The 17,190-nt window shown below is 48.5% G+C and carries 13 protein-coding genes and 1 tRNA gene; 13 read left to right on the plus strand and 1 reads right to left on the minus strand.

Annotated elements, in window-relative coordinates:
• Positions 1-87: 87 nt before the first annotated feature.
• Positions 88-336, plus strand: a complete 249-nt coding sequence (locus B5F87_RS00955; protein WP_087276114.1) for a GIY-YIG nuclease family protein — start codon at positions 88-90, stop codon at positions 334-336.
• A 171-nt stretch (positions 337-507) separates the two neighbouring features.
• Here the strand turns inward: B5F87_RS00955 and B5F87_RS00960 are convergent, their stop codons facing one another.
• Entirely contained in the window at positions 508-1,158 is a 651-nt protein-coding gene (locus B5F87_RS00960; protein ID WP_087275444.1) for a hemolysin III family protein, read from the minus strand.
• A 297-nt stretch (positions 1,159-1,455) separates the two neighbouring features.
• On the opposite strand from B5F87_RS00960, the gene B5F87_RS00965 reads away from it, so the two are divergent.
• From B5F87_RS00965 to B5F87_RS01025, 12 genes are all read left to right on the plus strand, one after another.
• Entirely contained in the window at positions 1,456-2,289 is an 834-nt protein-coding gene (locus B5F87_RS00965; RefSeq protein WP_087275446.1) for a nitrilase-related carbon-nitrogen hydrolase, read from the plus strand.
• A 189-nt stretch (positions 2,290-2,478) separates the two neighbouring features.
• Positions 2,479-4,065: a DEAD/DEAH box helicase gene (locus B5F87_RS00970; RefSeq protein ID WP_087276117.1), complete on the plus strand. Its 1,587-nt coding sequence runs from the start codon at positions 2,479-2,481 to the stop codon at positions 4,063-4,065.
• A gap of 40 nt (positions 4,066-4,105) precedes the next feature.
• On the plus strand, positions 4,106-6,214 hold the full coding sequence (locus tag B5F87_RS00975; RefSeq protein ID WP_343215698.1) for a glycoside hydrolase family 13 protein: 2,109 nt from the start codon (positions 4,106-4,108) through the stop codon (positions 6,212-6,214).
• Positions 6,215-6,311: 97 nt separating this feature from the next.
• Positions 6,312-6,393 (plus strand) — tRNA-Tyr (locus tag B5F87_RS00980).
• 284 nt (positions 6,394-6,677) lie between these two features.
• Positions 6,678-6,986 (plus strand): DUF6110 family protein, encoded by a 309-nt coding sequence (locus B5F87_RS00985; protein ID WP_087275448.1) that lies wholly within the window; start codon positions 6,678-6,680, stop codon positions 6,984-6,986.
• Positions 6,976-9,063, plus strand: a complete 2,088-nt coding sequence (locus B5F87_RS00990) for a heavy metal translocating P-type ATPase (protein ID WP_087275450.1) — start codon at positions 6,976-6,978, stop codon at positions 9,061-9,063. Before B5F87_RS00985 ends, B5F87_RS00990 begins: the two co-directional genes overlap by 11 nt.
• Positions 9,064-9,313: 250 nt before the next feature.
• Entirely contained in the window at positions 9,314-10,966 is a 1,653-nt protein-coding gene (locus B5F87_RS00995; protein WP_087275452.1) for a VanW family protein, read from the plus strand.
• A 249-nt stretch (positions 10,967-11,215) separates the two neighbouring features.
• Positions 11,216-12,271 carry a phosphate acetyltransferase gene (gene pta / locus B5F87_RS01000; RefSeq protein WP_087275454.1) on the plus strand — a complete coding sequence of 352 codons (1,056 nt, stop codon included), beginning with the start codon at positions 11,216-11,218 and terminating at the stop codon, positions 12,269-12,271.
• Between the two features lie 193 nt (positions 12,272-12,464).
• Positions 12,465-13,028, plus strand: coding sequence for an NAD(P)H-dependent oxidoreductase (locus B5F87_RS01010; RefSeq protein WP_087275458.1), 564 nt, complete (start codon positions 12,465-12,467; stop codon positions 13,026-13,028).
• A 43-nt stretch (positions 13,029-13,071) separates the two neighbouring features.
• The gene (locus B5F87_RS01015) at positions 13,072-14,412 is read left to right on the plus strand and encodes an acetyl-CoA hydrolase/transferase C-terminal domain-containing protein (protein WP_087275460.1); all 1,341 of its coding nucleotides are present in this window, start codon (positions 13,072-13,074) and stop codon (positions 14,410-14,412) included.
• Positions 14,413-14,723: 311 nt separating this feature from the next.
• Positions 14,724-15,425 (plus strand): LytTR family DNA-binding domain-containing protein, encoded by a 702-nt coding sequence (locus B5F87_RS01020; RefSeq protein WP_087275461.1) that lies wholly within the window; start codon positions 14,724-14,726, stop codon positions 15,423-15,425.
• Positions 15,426-15,639: 214 nt separating this feature from the next.
• Positions 15,640-17,049, plus strand: a complete 1,410-nt coding sequence (locus B5F87_RS01025) for an MATE family efflux transporter (protein ID WP_242964204.1) — start codon at positions 15,640-15,642, stop codon at positions 17,047-17,049.
• Positions 17,050-17,190: the final 141 nt, after the last annotated feature.

Below are 17,190 nucleotides of genomic sequence, written 5' to 3' on the forward strand. Positions count from 1 at the left end.
AAGAAGTCTCCGGCTGATAAGATAGGGAGGACCGGCAGCGGCCCTCCCGGAAAGAATACAAAGGGAAAAATGCAGAAAGGAATACAAATGCAGTATACATACATTGTAGAATGTCGTGACGGAACCCTTTATACCGGGTGGACGACAGATCTTGAAAAAAGAATCAAAGCACATAATGCGGGTAAAGGTGCAAAATACACGAAGAACAGGGCTCCTGTGCGTCTCGTATACTATGAGGAATACGAGACAAAGCAGGAAGCCCTGAAACGGGAATATGCCATCAAACAGTTGACAAAGAAGGAGAAGCTTGCGCTGATTCAGAGTAAAACGAGATAACTTCTCCGGTTATGCGCAGCCCTTCATAAAAAAACCGGCCCTGATCCAGGACCATAAGCCCTTGGATCCGAACCGGTTCGCGCAAAAAATGATTAAGGATGTAAATCTATTACAAACTACCAGCACGGAGAGCCGCCGCCAGGACGGCTCTCTGTGCGCAGTGTGTAAGCGTTACAGCATATAAACATACATGAAAATGAAATGGCAGAAGCTGCCGCCCATCACAAACAGATGGAAAATCTCATGACTGCCGAAACTTTTTGGAAGCTTGTCAAATACAGGCAGCTTAAGACCGTAAAGGACGCCTCCGATAGTGTAAATGATGCCGCCTGCCAGAAGCCATCCGAAAGCTGCGGCAGGAAGAGCGGTTACCAATGGTTTAAATACCAGCACACAGGTCCAGCCCATGGCGATATAGATGATGGAGCTTACCCAGTGCGGACAATTGATGATAAATATTTTAAGGCCGATGCCGATGACTGCAGCTGACCATACAAGAATCAGAAGCGGGATACCGGTGCTTGCCGGCAGAGCCAGCAGACATACCGGCGTATAGGAACCGGCGATCAATACAAATATCATGGCGTGGTCGATGCGGCGGAACAGCAGATTCACCTTGGCGGAAATATCCAGGGAATGATACAGGCTGCTGGCGCCATAAAGAAGAATCATACTTCCGATAAACACGGCCATAGAAACAACAGCAACTGTACTGTCGCTCTGGGCCGCCTTGAAAATCAGCGGGAAAGAGCAGATGACAGCGCCGCCCATGGCGATCAGATGTGTAATTGCGCTTCCAGGATCTTTTAAACGTGTATTCATGAAAATACCTCCTTTATACTACTGTTTTCTTCCCGGCTGTGTTATTATGAAAAAAACGCAGCCTGATGCGCCGGTACGTTTCCATCTAAAAGAAATGTGTCAGTACATCAGAAGATATAATAACATACAAATATTATATGATGTAGTTTTAAAAACTATGTATCAAGTGTTTAAATACTATCACATCGATAGCGAAAATGCAACCCCTGATTTTACGTATATTTTCGGGAAAGCGGCTGTGGATTCGTGTATATATGACAGCGAATAAAACGGCCGCAGAAAAATAAGGAGAGTTTTATGAGAATTGGATTGGCGCAGATGGATATCATTTGGGAAAATGTACAGAAGAATAAGGAAAAAGCAGAGAAATTTATAAAAAAGGCAAAAGAGCATCAGGTGGAGCTTTTGGCGTTTCCTGAAATGAGTCTGACCGGTTTTTCCATGAATGTGGAAAAAACCACAGAAAACTGGCAGGAACAGGTACAGTTTTTTAAGAAAATGAGTCTGAAATATGAAATAACTCTGGTATTTGGATATCCTGCGCCGGTGGAACAACAGGAACTGCTCAGGCATCCCGGCTGGAAGAAGTATCAGAATTGGCTTGCTGCAGCGGAAAAAGGAGAAATCCGTATGAGTTACGCTAAGATTCATCCTTTTACTTTTGGTCAGGAAGGAGATTATTTCCAGGGAGGAGAAAAGATAGACACCCTGCCGTGGAAGGATACGGTGTTGGGAGGATTTGTATGCTACGATCTCCGTTTCCCGGAGATCTTTCAGATCAGTTCAGCGGACAGCGAGGTGATTTTCGTCATCGCCAACTGGCCGGTCAGCAGAATCGACGACTGGGACTGCCTGCTGAAAGTAAGAGCCATCGAGAATCAGGCTTTCGTGGCGGGTGTCAACCGGGTGGGAGAAGGCGGCGGCATCGCCTATAACGGACATTCCGCCCTCTACGGTCCGCGGGGAGAGCGGCTGACCCGATTCTGCGAGGAAGAGAGCCTGCTCATTGGGGACATTGACCCTGCTGAAGTACGAAAGTGCAGAGAAGTTTTTCCTGTGAAAAAAGACAGAAGAGAAGATGTGTATTGGAAAGAGAGCCGGAGAAGGGGCGGAATTTCGTTTATTGTTTGACTTTCTGAACAGCCTATGTTATCTTTTATCAGTAGAATTTACATATGAACGGATTATGGAGTCCGGAGAGCGTCCGGGCTCTATTTTTGTGCAATGGGAGTGATTCTATATTGCACGGCAGACAAATCCGAAAAATTATGGCAAAAACACTGTAAAAAGAAAATATACGAAATAGAAAGAGAGACATACATGGATTCATTACAGTTTATGGAATTAGATATTAAACCGGAGATTTTAAAAGCCATCGCCCACATGGGGTTTGAGGAGATGACGCCGATTCAGGCGAGGGCGATTCCGGTGGAGCTTTCCGGGGCGGATGTGGTCGGTCAGGCGCAGACAGGAACGGGTAAAACCGCGGCCTTCGCCATCCCGATTCTTCAGAAGATTCATCCGAAGCTGAAAAAACCACAGGCTATGGTTATCTGCCCGACCAGAGAGCTGGCCATTCAGGTGGCGGACGAAATCCGGAAGCTTGCCAAATATATGCCGTCGGTAAAAGTTCTGCCAATCTACGGCGGACAGGAGATTTCCAAACAGATTCGTTCGCTGAAAGCAGGCGTGCAGGTGATCATCGGTACGCCGGGACGGATTATGGACCATATGAGAAGAAAAACGGTAAAGTTTGACGAGATCAGCACAGTGGTACTGGACGAGGCGGACGAAATGCTGGATATGGGATTCCGGGAGGACATCGAGACAATCCTAAGCGATATCCGGGAAGACCGGCAGACGCTGCTTTTTTCCGCCACTATGCCGAGACCGATTCTGGAACTGACCAAAAAATATCAGCACAGCCCGCAGACTATCAAAGTAGTGCGCAAAGAACTGACGGTGCCGAATATTACCCAATATTATTATGAAGTGCGCCCGAAGAACAAGAGCGAAGTACTTTCCCGTCTTCTGGACATTTACGATCCAAAGCTGTCGGTGGTATTCTGCAACACCAAGAAAGGTGTTGACGAGCTGGTGCAGGATCTGCAGGGCCGGGGATATTTTGCGGAAGGCCTCCACGGCGATATGAAACAGACCATGCGCGACAGAGTCATGCGCAGTTTCCGGAACGGAAAGACAGATATTCTGGTGGCGACGGACGTGGCTGCCCGCGGAATCGACGTGGATGATGTGGACGCGGTGTTCAACTATGATCTGCCGCAGGATGAAGAGTATTACGTTCACAGAATCGGAAGAACCGGACGTGCCGGAAAGGCGGGTATGGCGTTCAGTTTCGTGGTAGGCCGGGAGGTCTATAAACTTAGAGAAATCAAAAAATACTGCCGTGCCAAAATCAAGGCGCAGCCGATCCCATCACTTAATGATGTCACGGAAACACGGGTTGAAAAAATCTTTGAAAGGCTCGATTCTTATATTGAAGACCAGGACTTAAAGCGTTATATTAATATGATAGAGGCTTTCGTTAATGAGAAAGATTATACAACAATGGATGTGGCCGCTGCATTTCTGGCGGAGATTCTCGGCAATTCCGAAGGCAGATGCGCCCAGGAAAAAGAGGATTTCGGGGATACCGGCGCGGAAGAGGGCATGGTGCGTCTTTTCATTAATATAGGAAAGAAGCAGGGCATCCGTCCGGGAGATATTTTGGGAGCCATTGCGGGCGAATCGGGTATCCCGGGTAATCTGGTGGGATCCATTGATCTGTATGATAAATATACTTTTGTGGAAGTGCCGCGGGATGTCGCTTCCGATGTGCTGGATGCCATGAAGAATGTGAAGATTAAAGGCAAGGCCATCAACGTGGAGCCGGCCAATCGAAAATAGAGCGTATATCAAAATAGAAAGATAAATTGAGGGAACGATAATGGGAATGTTTCAGAATCTGTCATTATCAGAAAAAGTCCAATTGCATATTCAAAGGACGAAACCAATCCTGAACCAGCAGGCACTGTTTACAGACGGCGGGCCTAATTTTGTGCAGCCTATGGAGCCGAAGGCGGGGGATGAGGTAAAGATTCGTTTCCGGACAGCAAGAGAAAATGTGGAGCATGTATATTTTTGTGCGGGGGAAGAACGGACAGAGATGAAGCTTGCTTCACGAGACAGACTTTTTGATTTTTATGAGACGCATATCACGGTGGATGAAGAAGCTGTAAAGTATTATTTCGAAGTACATGCCGGCGGAAAAGTGTGCTTCTTTAATAAGATGGGGCCGAGGAAGGAGCTTGACTCATTTTTTAATTATGAGATCACTCCGGGTTTTTCCACCCCGGACTGGGCGAAAGGAGCCGTATTCTATCAGATATATGTGGATCGTTTTGCCAACGGTGATCCGTCCAATGATGTGCTGGACAGAGAATATATTTATATAGGGGAGCCCGTGACCCGGGTGACTGACTGGAACAAATATCCGGCAAAAATGGGAGTCCGGGAATTTTACGGCGGCGATCTGCAGGGGGTTCTTGACCATCTGGATTATTTGCAGGAGCTGGGCGTAGACGTCCTTTACCTGAATCCGATCTTTGTATCCCCGTCCAATCATAAATACGATATTCAGGATTATGATTACGTGGACCCGCATTTTACGACCATCGCTGTGGATGAGGGAGAAGTGCTGCCGGAGGGCGCCCTCAACAACATCCAGGCGACCAAGTACATTTCCCGCGTGACCGATAAGAGAAACCTGGAAGCCAGCAATGCATTTTTTGTGAAGTTTGTGGAAGAGGTACATAGCAGAGGGATGCGCGTGATTCTGGACGGAGTCTTCAATCACTGCGGTTCTTTTAACAAATGGATGGACGCCGAGCGGCTTTACGAGAATCAATACGGCTATGAAAAGGGCGCGTACGTGGATAAAAACAGTCCGTATCATAATTATTTTAAGTTTTATAACGAAGAGGAGTGGCCGTACAATGAGGAATATGACGGCTGGTGGGGTCACCGGACGCTGCCGAAGCTTAATTATGAGGAGTCCAGGCAGCTCTATGAGTACATCCTGAAAATAGGCAGGAAATGGGTCTCGCCGCCGTACAACGTGGACGGCTGGCGGCTGGATGTGGCGGCTGATCTGGGCTATGGAGAGGAAATGAATCATCAGTTCTGGAGAGATTTCCGGACTGCCGTAAAGGAGGCCAACCCGGAGGCTATCATTTTGGCGGAACACTATGACGATCCGGGAGAATGGCTGGAAGGCGATCAGTGGGATACGGTCATGAACTACAATGCGTTTATGGAGCCGGTGACATGGTTCTTCACCGGCATGGAGAAGCACAGCGATGAGAAGCGCAGCGACCTGTTGGGCAACACCAGAGCGTTTCTGGACTCCATGATGTATCATATGTCCCGCTTTCAGTATCCGTCCCTGCTTGTATCCATGAACGAACTGTCTAATCACGACCATTCCCGATTCCTCACAAGAACAAATCAGACGGTAGGAAGAACGGAGAGTATGGGACCGGAAGCCGCGGATGCCAATGTCAATAAGGGGATTATGCGGGCGGCGGTCATGCTGCAGATGACCTGGCCGGGTGCGCCGATGCTGTATTATGGCGACGAAGCCGGCGTCACCGGCTGGACCGATCCGGATAACCGGAGGACGTATCCGTGGGGACATGAAGATCAGGGGCTCATTGAATATCACCGGAAGATGATACGGATCCACAAAGAACATGAAGCGCTGCTTACAGGCTCTTTGAAATATCTGGAAGGCGCCTACAAAGTCATCTGCTACGGAAGATTTACTGCTCACGAAAAAATGGTCGTTCTTATCAACGGCGGTTTTGATGAGGCAAAGGTCCGCGTGCCTGTCTGGGAGATTGGCGTGACGGAAGAAGAAGAGCTGCAGAGGATCATCATGAGCCGGGAGGCGGATTTTACTCTGGAACCGGCAGTCTGTCCGGTGCAGGGCGGGGTGCTGGAGATTACTCTTCCGGCGATAACAGCGATTCTTCTGAAAGCGGTTCCGAAAAAATAAACTTATTTTTACAGTAATCTACGGAAAAACTGCTTGATTTTTGCAGACGAATCCGTTATAATCAAAAACTGTCAGATATGCAAACTGCATATGGAATGGGTGGATTCCCGAGTGGCCAAAGGGGACAGACTGTAAATCTGCTGCAAATTGCTTCGGTGGTTCGAATCCACCTCCGCCCATTACTTTCAGAGACACGGTTTTTATGCCGTGTCTTTTTTTGTTTATTGAAAGTTCTGCGGGGATTCCCACGCAATAATGCCTCAAAAATGTACAGACAATTGATAAAGTTTTTCAATAAAAGAAAAAATATGGAAATACTCAGTGCACAGAGTTAGAATAGAAAAAAATCAAAACACAGGGAGGATTGTCAGATGGAAAAACATAAATTCTGGGCGTGGGCGCTTATTTTTTGTTTGTTTATGACAATGTACACCGGGTATAAGCACAAATAGGAGGTATGGACATGTTAAATTGTTTGAAATGTTTATCAAAAATTGATGGAAAGAAAACAGGAATTTTCGCTGCCGGCGTATTATTCGGTACGGCCGGAATCAAGATCCTGTCCAGTAAAGAGGCAAAGAAAGTATATACAAACTGTACGGCAGCGGCGCTTCGTGCGAAAGAATGTATCATGAACACAGCTACAACCATTCAGGAGAATGCAGAGGATATCTACGCAGAGGCTCAGCAGATTAATGAAGAGAGAGCTGCAGAGGACGAAGAAGTAGTCTGCACTTCTGAAGAAGAAAAAGAGAATTCCGATGAAGTTTAGGATCAAACATGAAATCCGGGGAAGAATCCGTCTGCAGAGCTGCCGGAACAAGCTGACTGACGCAGAGGCGGACGCTCTCCAATATTATCTGAGCTGCCGGGAAATGGTGGATTCCGTCAAGGTGCAGGAGCGCACCGGAGATATTGTTATCCGTTATACCGGAAAGAGAGAGGAGCTCCTGCAGGTCGTCAGAGATTTCTGCATGGAGGATGTGAAGGTTCCCGCAGACTGCCGGCAGAGCAGCAGCCGGAGGCTGAACCAGGAATACTGGGATAAGCTCATCAACAGAATTGTTCTGTATTACGGAGGAAGGCTGTTTATTCCGTATCCATTGCGGGCTGTTCTCACGGCTGCGAAATCATTAAAATATATTAAACACGGTATTCAGACACTGGCGAAAGGAAAAATAGAGGTTCCGGTGCTGGACGGCACTGCCATCGCCATCTCCATGATCCGGGGCAATATCAATACGGCGTCCTCCATCATGTTCCTGCTGGGCGTCGGCGAGATCCTGGAAGAATGGACCCATAAAAAGTCAGTGGACGATCTGGCAAACAGCATGTCCTTAAACATCAGCAAAGTCTGGCTGATGCGGGAAGGACAGGAGGTTCTTGTTCCTGTCAATATGATTCAGGCGGGAGATCAGGTCCGGGTACATATGGGAAATGTAATTCCTTTTGACGGGGTTGTGACCGAGGGCGAGGCCATGGTCAATCAGTCTTCTCTCACCGGTGAGGCGCTTCCGGTTCGTAAATGCGCGGGCGGCTATGTCTATGCCGGAACGGTGGTGGAAGAAGGAGAGATCACCCTTCAGGTGAAGGAAACTAACGGATCCAGCCGTTTTGAAAAAATTGTCACCATGATCGAGGAATCCGAACAGCTGAAATCCGCGCTGGAAAGCAAGGCAGAGCATCTGGCGGACAAACTGGTTCCATACACCCTTCTGGGAACGGGACTTACCTATCTGCTGACCCGCAATGCCACAAAGGCACTGTCTGTACTCATGGTGGATTTTTCCTGTGCATTGAAGCTGGCCATGCCGATCTCTGTACTGTCGGCCATCCGGGAAGCCAGCACTTATAAGATCACCGTCAAAGGCGGCAAATCCATGGAAGCTATGGCGGAAGCGCAGACCATCGTTTTTGATAAAACAGGAACCCTTACTAAGGCACGGCCGACGGTGGTGGATGTGGTATCTTTTAACGGTGAGCAGCCGGATGAACTGTTGCGCATCGCTGCCTGTCTTGAAGAACATTTTCCACATTCCATGGCGAAAGCGGTGGTACAGGCGGCAAAGGAAAAAGGACTTGTCCATGAGGAACTTCACTCCAAGGTGGAGTACATCATCGCCCATGGCATTTCTTCCACCATCGACGGCAAAAAAGCCGTCATCGGAAGTTATCATTTTGTCTTTGAAGATGAGAAATGTACCATTCCGGAGGAGAAAGAAGAAATCTTCCACAGCCTTCCGGATGAATATTCGCATCTCTATATGGCCATAGAAGGAAAGCTGACAGCGGTCATCTGTATCGAAGACCCTCTGAGAGAAGAAGCAGCCGACGTCATAAGGCAGTTAAAAAATATTGGCATCACCAAAGTAGTCATGATGACCGGAGACAGCGAGCGGACGGCAAAATCCATCGCCTCACGGGTCGGTGTGGACGAGTATTATTCTGAGGTGCTGCCGGAAGACAAGGCGAGATTCATCGAGAAGGAGAAAAATGCCGGACGGAAGGTTATTATGATTGGAGACGGCATCAACGATTCGCCGGCTCTCTCCGCCGCTGACGTGGGTATCGCCATCAGCGACGGTGCGGAGATTGCCAGAGAGATTGCCGACATTACCATCGGTGAGGATAATCTGCAGGGCATCGTTACATTAAAGACCATCAGCAGTTGTCTGATGCGGCGCATCCAGAACAACTACAGAGCTATCATGAGCTTTAATGCTGGACTCATTGTTCTCGGCGTGGCGGGAATCCTGCCGCCGACCGTGTCGGCTCTGCTGCATAATACATCGACCCTGTGCATCAGCTTGAACGGCATGCGTAATCTGCTGCCGGAAGAGAAAGCATAGGTATGATGGGGGACTGAGCGGTACAAGATGGGAAAGCCGGACGATGCCGGTCAGACCGCCCCTTTCAGGCGCAAAAATAAAAAAACATAATTCGTCATATTTTGGGATATTTCGCTTTTCTTTTTCGGGGAAATGTACTACAATAGTCCAAAAGCAGACGCAGGGAAGTTCTGCTGTCCATGGGAATGTATTTTTGCATGGAGGCAGGACTCCTTTTATTTTAAGAAAGATAAAGAAGGTATGACGAATTATGGGTAGAAGACAGGAAAAGAAACAACAAAGAAAGAAGCAGCGAAAGAAACTGAGTCTGTTGGGACTTTCTGTTCTGGTGGTGCTTTGCGCCGGTTACCTGCTGACCTGCTCCATGGCGGAGAAAAACACCATTATCGACGGGGTGCAGGTCAACGGAACGGAAGTCGGCGGTCTTACCACAGAGCAGGCGGCAGACCGGATTCAGAAGGCCTTTGAGGAGGAATACGCCGACGCCGCGCTGACAGTAAGCGCCAACGGAGCGGAATATCAGGTAGCAATGGCGCCGTGCCTTTCCATGGATGTGGAGAGCGCTGCGGAGAAAGCCATGGATTACGGCCACGGCAGTTTCCTGACAAGGGGAGCGGCTCTTCTGAAAGCAAAGATTTTCGGACAGGATGTTACACAGCATCCGCAGGTGGGAGATGAGGCAAAGCTGACGGAGAGCATCGATGCTTCCGGGCTGTCTGCCATTAATACAACGGTGCAGACAACTTATGAGGTGACGGGAGATTCGCTGGTGATTCATAAAGGTGTGACAGGAGTCTCTGTGGATAAGGAGAATCTTGTGACTGCCATAAAGACGGCGGTGTCGGAGAAAGATTTTGATACGGTGCTGGAGAGTCCGATGCTTACCGGGCAGGTGGAGGCCACAGACATCCAGGCTATTTATGATACGATTCACACAAAGAAGTCCAACGCCACTCTGAATCCGAAGAAGAATTATAAGATCGTAAAGTCGGTCAAGGGGATCAGTTTCGATGTGGACAGCGCCAAAGCGTCCTTTGACGCGGCAGCGGAAGGGGAAGATGTGGTTGTTCCTCTGAAAGTAAAGAAACCGAAGATCACGACCAAGAATCTCAAGAAGCATTTGTTTAAGGATAAGCTGGGAAGCTGTACCACCAACGTGAGCGGCTCCAGCGCCAGAGTGTCCAATGTGGATCTTGCGGCAGAAACTCTGGATGGAACTATCCTGCTGCCGGGAGAGACATTTTCATATAATGATGCGCTTGGCGAGAGAACCACAGAGCGGGGCTACCAGGCTGCGCCGGCCTACTCCAACGGCGAGTCGGTGCAGGAAGTGGGCGGCGGCATCTGCCAGGTATCCTCCACGCTGTACAAGGCGACTCTGCTGTCGGATCTGGAGATAGTGGAACATCATAATCATTCTTATGTGTCTGCGTATATCGGTATCGGCATGGATGCGACTGTATCCTGGGGCGGTCCGGATTATCAGTTTAAAAACAATACGGACTATCCGATCAAGATAGCCGCTTCCTATTCCGGCGGGCAGGTAACCTGTACGATCTACGGAGCCAAGCTGGACGACACCTATGTGGAGATGACGGCGGAGACTCTCCAGGTCAACTCCTGCGGAACTGTGTACCAGGATGATCCGGACATGGACGCCGGAACAAGCACGGTGGTGTCTTCCGGTCATGACGGATATGTGGTGCAGACATACCGTAACATTTATAATAAAAAAGGAAAGAAAATATCCACGAAAAAAGAAGCTTATTGCGTTTACCGCAAAAAGGACCGGGTGGTCCGCGTCGGCACCAGAGAAGCGGCGCCGGAAGAGAGCACGGCGGCTGCGGACGGAACTGCCGGCAGCGACACGGCAGCCGGCGGAACGGAGGAAGTGTCAGAGTAATAAAGACCGTCGGATATCATTTTGCCCCGGAGAGGAAAATGTTGCTGTCCTCCGGGGCATTTTGCACAATAGTTTAATTCGGCTAAACATTTTCTTATGTATTACCGGCAAAAATTTATCGCAAACGTCTGTTGAAAAAAAGGAACGGGGAGTTTACAATAAAAGAAGGATAAATTACACTGGGTTGATTTACATTTCATTTACTGTAAATGAAAAACAGGATGCAACATACTTTTGGAGGTTCAAAAAATGTTAACCAAAATGATTGAAACATTGAAGAAGAATCCTCGCACAATTGTCTTTACAGAAGGAACCGACAACAGAATCCTTGATGCGGCGGACAAGCTGACAGCAGAAGGTATTCTGGGCGTTATTCTCCTCGGAAAAGAGGAAGAAGTAAAGGCCGCAGCAAAGGCTGGTAATTACAACATTGAGAAGTGTTCGATTATCGACCCGGAGGGCTATCCTGAGATGGATGCCATGGTTGCGGAGATGGTTAAGCTTCGTAAAGGCAAGATGACAGAGGAACAGTGCCAGAAAGCATTATCCCAGAGCAATTACTTTGGAACGATGCTTGTGAAGATGGGCAAGGCAGACTGCCTTCTCGGCGGAGCGACTTATTCCACAGCGGATACTGTCCGTCCTGCCTTGCAGCTTATTAAGACGAAACCAGGTAACAAGATTGTGAGCTCCTGCTTTATTCTCGTTCGTGGGGATGAGAAGATCGCCATGGGAGACTGCGCGATTAACATTGATCCTTCTGAAGATGATCTTGTTGAAATCGCAATCGAATCTGCAAAGACCGCCAAGGTCTTCGGTATTGACCCGAAGGTTGCCATGCTGTCCTACTCCACGCTGGGTTCCGGTAAGGGCCCGTCTGTGACAAAAGTGGCGAACGCAACAAAGAAGATTAAAGAAGCAGCACCAGATCTGGCTGTTGAGGGCGAGATTCAGTTTGACGCATCCGTATCGCCGGATGTGGCAGGTATCAAGTGTCCGGGTTCCCCGGTGGCTGGTCAGGCAAACACCTTTATTTTCCCTGATATTAATGCAGGTAATATCGGTTATAAGATTGCCTCCCGTCTCGGCGGATACACAGCAGTAGGTCCTGTGCTTCAGGGACTGAACGCTCCGATCAACGACCTGAGCCGCGGATGTACGGCTGAGGAAGTTTACAGCATGTCCATCGTAACAGCTGCCCTGAGTGTTCCGGAAGAGGAACAGCAGGTAGACATGGTCGAATTGGAGACCATCGTCCGCACAGTTGTAGAGACATTTATCGCAGCGAAAAAGTTAAAAAAATAATCACATATTGAAGTATGTGGACAGGGAAACCAGAGCGGGCGGCGTATGAAGTCATTTCATGCGCCGCCTGTTTTTCATTTCACAGGAAACTGTGTTTCTATGAAATGAAAAACGCTCTGCGGGGAGCGCACTGCGGCAGATTGGAAGATGTGATGTCGCTGAAGCGACCCGCCGAAAAAGTGAGGAGAACAAAATGAAGAAAATACTTTTTATTGACGCCTGCGCCAGACCGGAATCAAGAACCCGACGGCTCGCGCGGCATGTTTTGGAGCAGCTGCAGGGAGAAAATGTAAAAGTGCAGCTGTATGAGGAAGAACAGCTCCTTCCTCTCAATAATGACCGCCTGCAGAGGCGTAACGGTTATGTGGCCGCCGGTGATTTCGCAGAAGAGATATTTCGTTATGCCAGACAATTTGCACAGGCGGATGAAATTGTCATTGCAGCGCCGTACTGGGATCTGCTGTTTCCGGCAGTCCTCCGTGCCTATCTTGAACTGGTCACTGTGACAGGCGTTACATTTTATTATACGCCGGAAGGCGTGCCGAAGGGTATGTGCCGGGCCGGAAGGATCATTTATGTCACAACGGCAGGAGGTCCCATTGGAGCCAATAACTTCGGCTATGACTACGTGAAGGCGCTGGCGGATACGTTCTACGGCATACCGGAGACAGTCTGTGTGAAGGCGGAGAATCTCGATATTGTGGGAGCGGACCCGGAAATGATTCTTAAAGATACAATGGATAACATACATATATAGCGGATGAGAAGAAGAGAGAAACATTGCCTCAGGGGGGATAGTGATGAAAGATTTCAGAACAGAATATATGGAAAAGCTCCGGACTCCGGAAGAAGCGGTGCAGGTTATCAAAAGCGGAGATTGGGTGGATTACACCAGTTCCCTCGGTAAGCCGGTGCTTCTCGACCGGGCGCTGGCAAAAAGAAGAGATGAGCTGTATGATGTGAAAATAAGAGGAAATCTGATTTCGGGCCCCATTGAGGTGGCCGAGTGTGATGAAAGCCAGGAACATTTTGTGTATCACACCTGGCATTGCTCGGCTTACGAGAGAAAGCTGTGCGACCGGGGACTCTGCTACTTTATTCCTATGGTTTTTCATAATAATGCAGCTTATTATAAATATTTTCTCAACGTCAACGTGGTTATGGTCAGCGTGGCTCCCATGGACAGACACGGTTACTTTAATTATTCCGTAAATACGGGAGTGGCGGCGCCCATCGCGCAGAACGCGGACATTGTCATCGTGGAAGTCAACGAATATATGCCGAAGATTCACGGAGGATATGACGAGTGCGTGCATATCTCGGAGGTGGATTACATTGTGGAAGGAAAACATGAACCATTCCCGGCAAGTCCCCGCTACGCGCCCACGGAGGTGGACCGGAAGATCGCGGCCAACCTGCTGCCATATATCTGTGACGGCGCCACGTTACAGCTGGGCGTGGGAAGTATGCCCAATGCGCTGGGGGAGATTCTTGCTGAATCAGATTTAAAGGATCTTGGCATGCACACGGAGCTTTGCACCGACGCTTTTCTGCATCTGTACCGGGCAGGAAAGCTCACCAACAAGAGAAAGACCATTGATAAAGGAAAAGGCGTGTTCGGCGTTGCCATCGGAGGGCCGGATCTTTATGAATGGCTGGACGATAATCCCGGAGTGGCAGCCTATCCACTGGAATATGTGAACCGCCCCGATGTGATTGCGCAGATAGATAATATGGTTTCCATCAACAGCTGCGTGGCGGTGGATATTTACGGACAGGTGTCCTCGGAGAGCTTCGGCTCCCGGCAGATCAGCGGAACCGGAGGACAGCTGGATTTTCTCATCGGCGCGTCTTCGGCAAAGGGCGGCAAAGCCTTTATCTGTATGAGTTCCACATTTAAAGACCGGCAGGGCAATCTGCATTCCCGTGTTCTGCCGCAGTTTAACGGAGATATTATCACCTCTCCGCGAAGTCAGGTGTACTTTCTGGCGACCGAATTCGGCGTGATCAACATGGAAGGACTGTCCACCTGGGAACGTGCGGAAGGGCTTATTTCCATCGCTCATCCGGATTTTCGCGACGGACTGATCAAGGAAGCAGAAAAAAGAAAGATATGGAGACGCTCCAACCGGCGGGGATGAATCCCACGCGCAAATTCCATATTGAAAATATTAGATTTTTAGGGCGTCAGGATGCGTGTAAGCGATAGTATGTTATTGCCGGCGATCACTGCATAAAAAATGTATAAAAGCGGATACTGTGTATACGGTGTCCGCCTTTTGTAATAGGTGTCAAAAATAAAGTCGAAAGTGCAATAACTAAAAATGAAAATAAATATCTGCTATGGTATAATTTAATAGAATAAAGTACTTCCCTGACTGAAAGATTTATTATTTTGAATGTGATCTTTTAACAATAAGATGGAGGTTAATATTAGTGGGAGGGATGCGTTATGAACATTGGTATTTTGGAATATGACAAGGAGATAGCGTATCAACTGACAGAAGTTATTAACGAGAATTGCCCCCATATACAGGTTAAAGTTTGGGAGCACGACAGCAGTTTAAAAGAAGATATCAGCAGTGGAGGATTATACAAGATTCTGTTTTTGTCTCTGGAGAGAGATCCCATGGAGATTATTGAGTATTCCAGAAGACTTCAGGATTTGCATCCCGATGTAAAGATTATCTATATAACTGAACTGAATAACTCTGTTTTTGAAGTATTTCATTCCACTCCGACATATATACTGTCAAGGCCTCTGAATATTGGACATGTAAAAAAAGCACTGGAGAAGGCGCTCCATGAGTTGAGCCTCTCCAAAGAGAAGAATTTTACAATTATCAATAAGCAGGGAATTTATACCATACCTTATACGAAGATATATTATGTGGAGAGTGACAAGAGAAAGTTGAACATCTACGGTGAGGAAGGTCTTGTGAAGACTATTAATCTGAAGATTTCTGATTTCCTCAAATACGAACACGGCGTATACTTTTTACAATGTCACAAGAGTTATGCTGTGAATCTGATGCACATTTCTCAACTGGAAAAGTATGAGATCGTTCTCGAAAATGGAATGAAGCTTCCAATCAGCCAATCCAGATACATGGATACGAAGTCACAGTACATGGATTATCTGGAGAACGAATAAAAGAGACAGCCGTCCGGGCGGAAATAGCCAGGGCGGCTGTTTCTTTTCCGGCAAAACTTTCTTGAAGAAATCCTGCCGGTATGTTATATTTTATGGCAGTGAGGCGTTCTGAAAGTTACCCCTGAGGTACGGCACAGCCGTATGGTAGCTTTCGGGACGCATTTTTTGTGGCCGGGAAATTATAATAGAGCTAATGGACAGAGAGGAGACACACATGCACAACAATGGAATGACAGGAAAAGGAGCGGAGGCAAAAAAGACAAAAGCGAAAGAGACGGCGGCAAATGTGACAAAAGAACTTCTGATATTCACGCTTCCCCTCATATTAAGCGGGCTGTTCCAGCAGCTGTTCAACTGGGTAGATGCCTTCATCGTGGGAAATATAGAGGGCGAACTGGCACTGGCGGGAATCGGCGCCACAACCGCCCTCTATAATCTGTTTGTGACCATCATCACGGGTTTTACCTCGGGACTGGCAGTTCTCGCCGCCCAGTATTATGGCAGAGGCGAAAAGAAAAAGATTACCGGAATCCTCGCTTCCTACTCCATAATGCTGGGTGTGTTGTTTGCGGTAATCGCTCTGACTGGCATAATTTTTTCTGAAAATATCCTTTGTCTTCTTGACACTCCGGAAAATATTTTTGCCAGTGCAGAGGGATACCTGCGGATTCTTCTGATAGGCATTCCGTTTCTTGCCGTATACAATACCTACTCCGCCGTGCTGCGGGGCGTCGGCAACAGCCGCGCGCCCTTCCTGGCAGTACTCGTATCCTCAGCGGTAAACGTGGTTCTCGATATTTTCTTCGTCGCCGTTCTGGGATGGGGTGCCCCGGGCGCAGCAGCAGCTACCGCGCTGTCGCAGGCCGCCATGACTATCTTCGTCATCTTCTATGCCGTAAAGAACTATCCGATTCTCCGGTTCCGGATCTTCACGAGCCGCCCGCAGGAAAATGACAGACAGGAGCGCTGGAACAGTGGTCTCGTAAAACAGGGAGCGAAGTTTGGCTTTCCGCCGGCTATTCAGTCCGGCGTCAGCTCTGTGGGAAGTGTCTTTCTCCAACACTTTATGAACGGATTTGGAGAGCAGACTGTGGCGGCCATCACCACGGCTTACCGTGTCGATACGGTAATCTTTCTGCCGATCATTAATCTGGGTTCCGGCATCGCCACCATCGTTGCCCAGAACATTGGCGCCGGCGACAAAAAACGCGCCTGCAGAGTATTTCGGGCAGGTACGGTAATCATGACAGCGGTTTCCCTGGGATTGACAGCCATTGTGCTGGTTCTTGGCACACACCTCATCGCCATGTTCGGCCTGACCAGCGAATCCGTCGTCATCGGCAGCCACTTCTTCCGCTCCATTGCCAGCTTTTACCTCATCTATGGTCTCAGCATGGCCATCCGCGGTTATCTGGAAGGAACCGGCGACATGATCTTCTCCGGCGTCACGGGCATACTCGCACTGCTCGTGCGGATCATCTGCTCATACGCCCTGAAGCCGGTATTTGGCAACATGGTCGTGGCCTACGCCGAAGCCTTCTCGTGGATGTTCCTGCTGGCAATCCTGCTGCTGCGATACCTGTGGAAACGTAAATCCAACGCGGATGTGTCTGTGGGGAAATAAATGCTATTTGCTTAAAATATATTTTTACTACTTAAAAAATATTTTTTTGTCAAAAAATGTTAAAAAACGGAGAGGCTTGTGGTATAATGTGAGGCAAGAGGCTGGGAGCATTATCCCGGCGGGTACGCTACCTGAAACGAG

Source organism: Eubacterium sp. An3, assembly GCF_002159465.1.
GTDB lineage: Bacteria > Bacillota > Clostridia > Lachnospirales > Lachnospiraceae > Anaerobutyricum > Anaerobutyricum stercoris.

What these genes read in the sequence shown, in the direction of transcription:
- B5F87_RS01025 (WP_242964204.1), top strand. Translation starts at nt 15,640, where the DNA reads ATGCACAACAATGGAATGACAGGAAAAGGAGCGGAGGCAAAAAAGACA.
- B5F87_RS00995 (WP_087275452.1), top strand. Translation starts at nt 9,314, where the DNA reads ATGGGTAGAAGACAGGAAAAGAAACAACAAAGAAAGAAGCAGCGAAAG.
- pta (WP_087275454.1), top strand. Translation starts at nt 11,216, where the DNA reads ATGTTAACCAAAATGATTGAAACATTGAAGAAGAATCCTCGCACAATT.
- B5F87_RS01010 (WP_087275458.1), top strand. Translation starts at nt 12,465, where the DNA reads ATGAAGAAAATACTTTTTATTGACGCCTGCGCCAGACCGGAATCAAGA.
- B5F87_RS00975 (WP_343215698.1), top strand. Translation starts at nt 4,106, where the DNA reads ATGGGAATGTTTCAGAATCTGTCATTATCAGAAAAAGTCCAATTGCAT.
- B5F87_RS01015 (WP_087275460.1), top strand. Translation starts at nt 13,072, where the DNA reads ATGAAAGATTTCAGAACAGAATATATGGAAAAGCTCCGGACTCCGGAA.
- B5F87_RS00990 (WP_087275450.1), top strand. Translation starts at nt 6,976, where the DNA reads ATGAAGTTTAGGATCAAACATGAAATCCGGGGAAGAATCCGTCTGCAG.
- B5F87_RS00970 (WP_087276117.1), top strand. Translation starts at nt 2,479, where the DNA reads ATGGATTCATTACAGTTTATGGAATTAGATATTAAACCGGAGATTTTA.
- B5F87_RS01020 (WP_087275461.1), top strand. Translation starts at nt 14,724, where the DNA reads ATGAACATTGGTATTTTGGAATATGACAAGGAGATAGCGTATCAACTG.
- B5F87_RS00955 (WP_087276114.1), top strand. Translation starts at nt 88, where the DNA reads ATGCAGTATACATACATTGTAGAATGTCGTGACGGAACCCTTTATACC.
- B5F87_RS00965 (WP_087275446.1), top strand. Translation starts at nt 1,456, where the DNA reads ATGAGAATTGGATTGGCGCAGATGGATATCATTTGGGAAAATGTACAG.
- B5F87_RS00985 (WP_087275448.1), top strand. Translation starts at nt 6,678, where the DNA reads ATGTTAAATTGTTTGAAATGTTTATCAAAAATTGATGGAAAGAAAACA.
- B5F87_RS00960 (WP_087275444.1), bottom strand. Translation starts at nt 1,158, where the DNA reads ATGAATACACGTTTAAAAGATCCTGGAAGCGCAATTACACATCTGATC.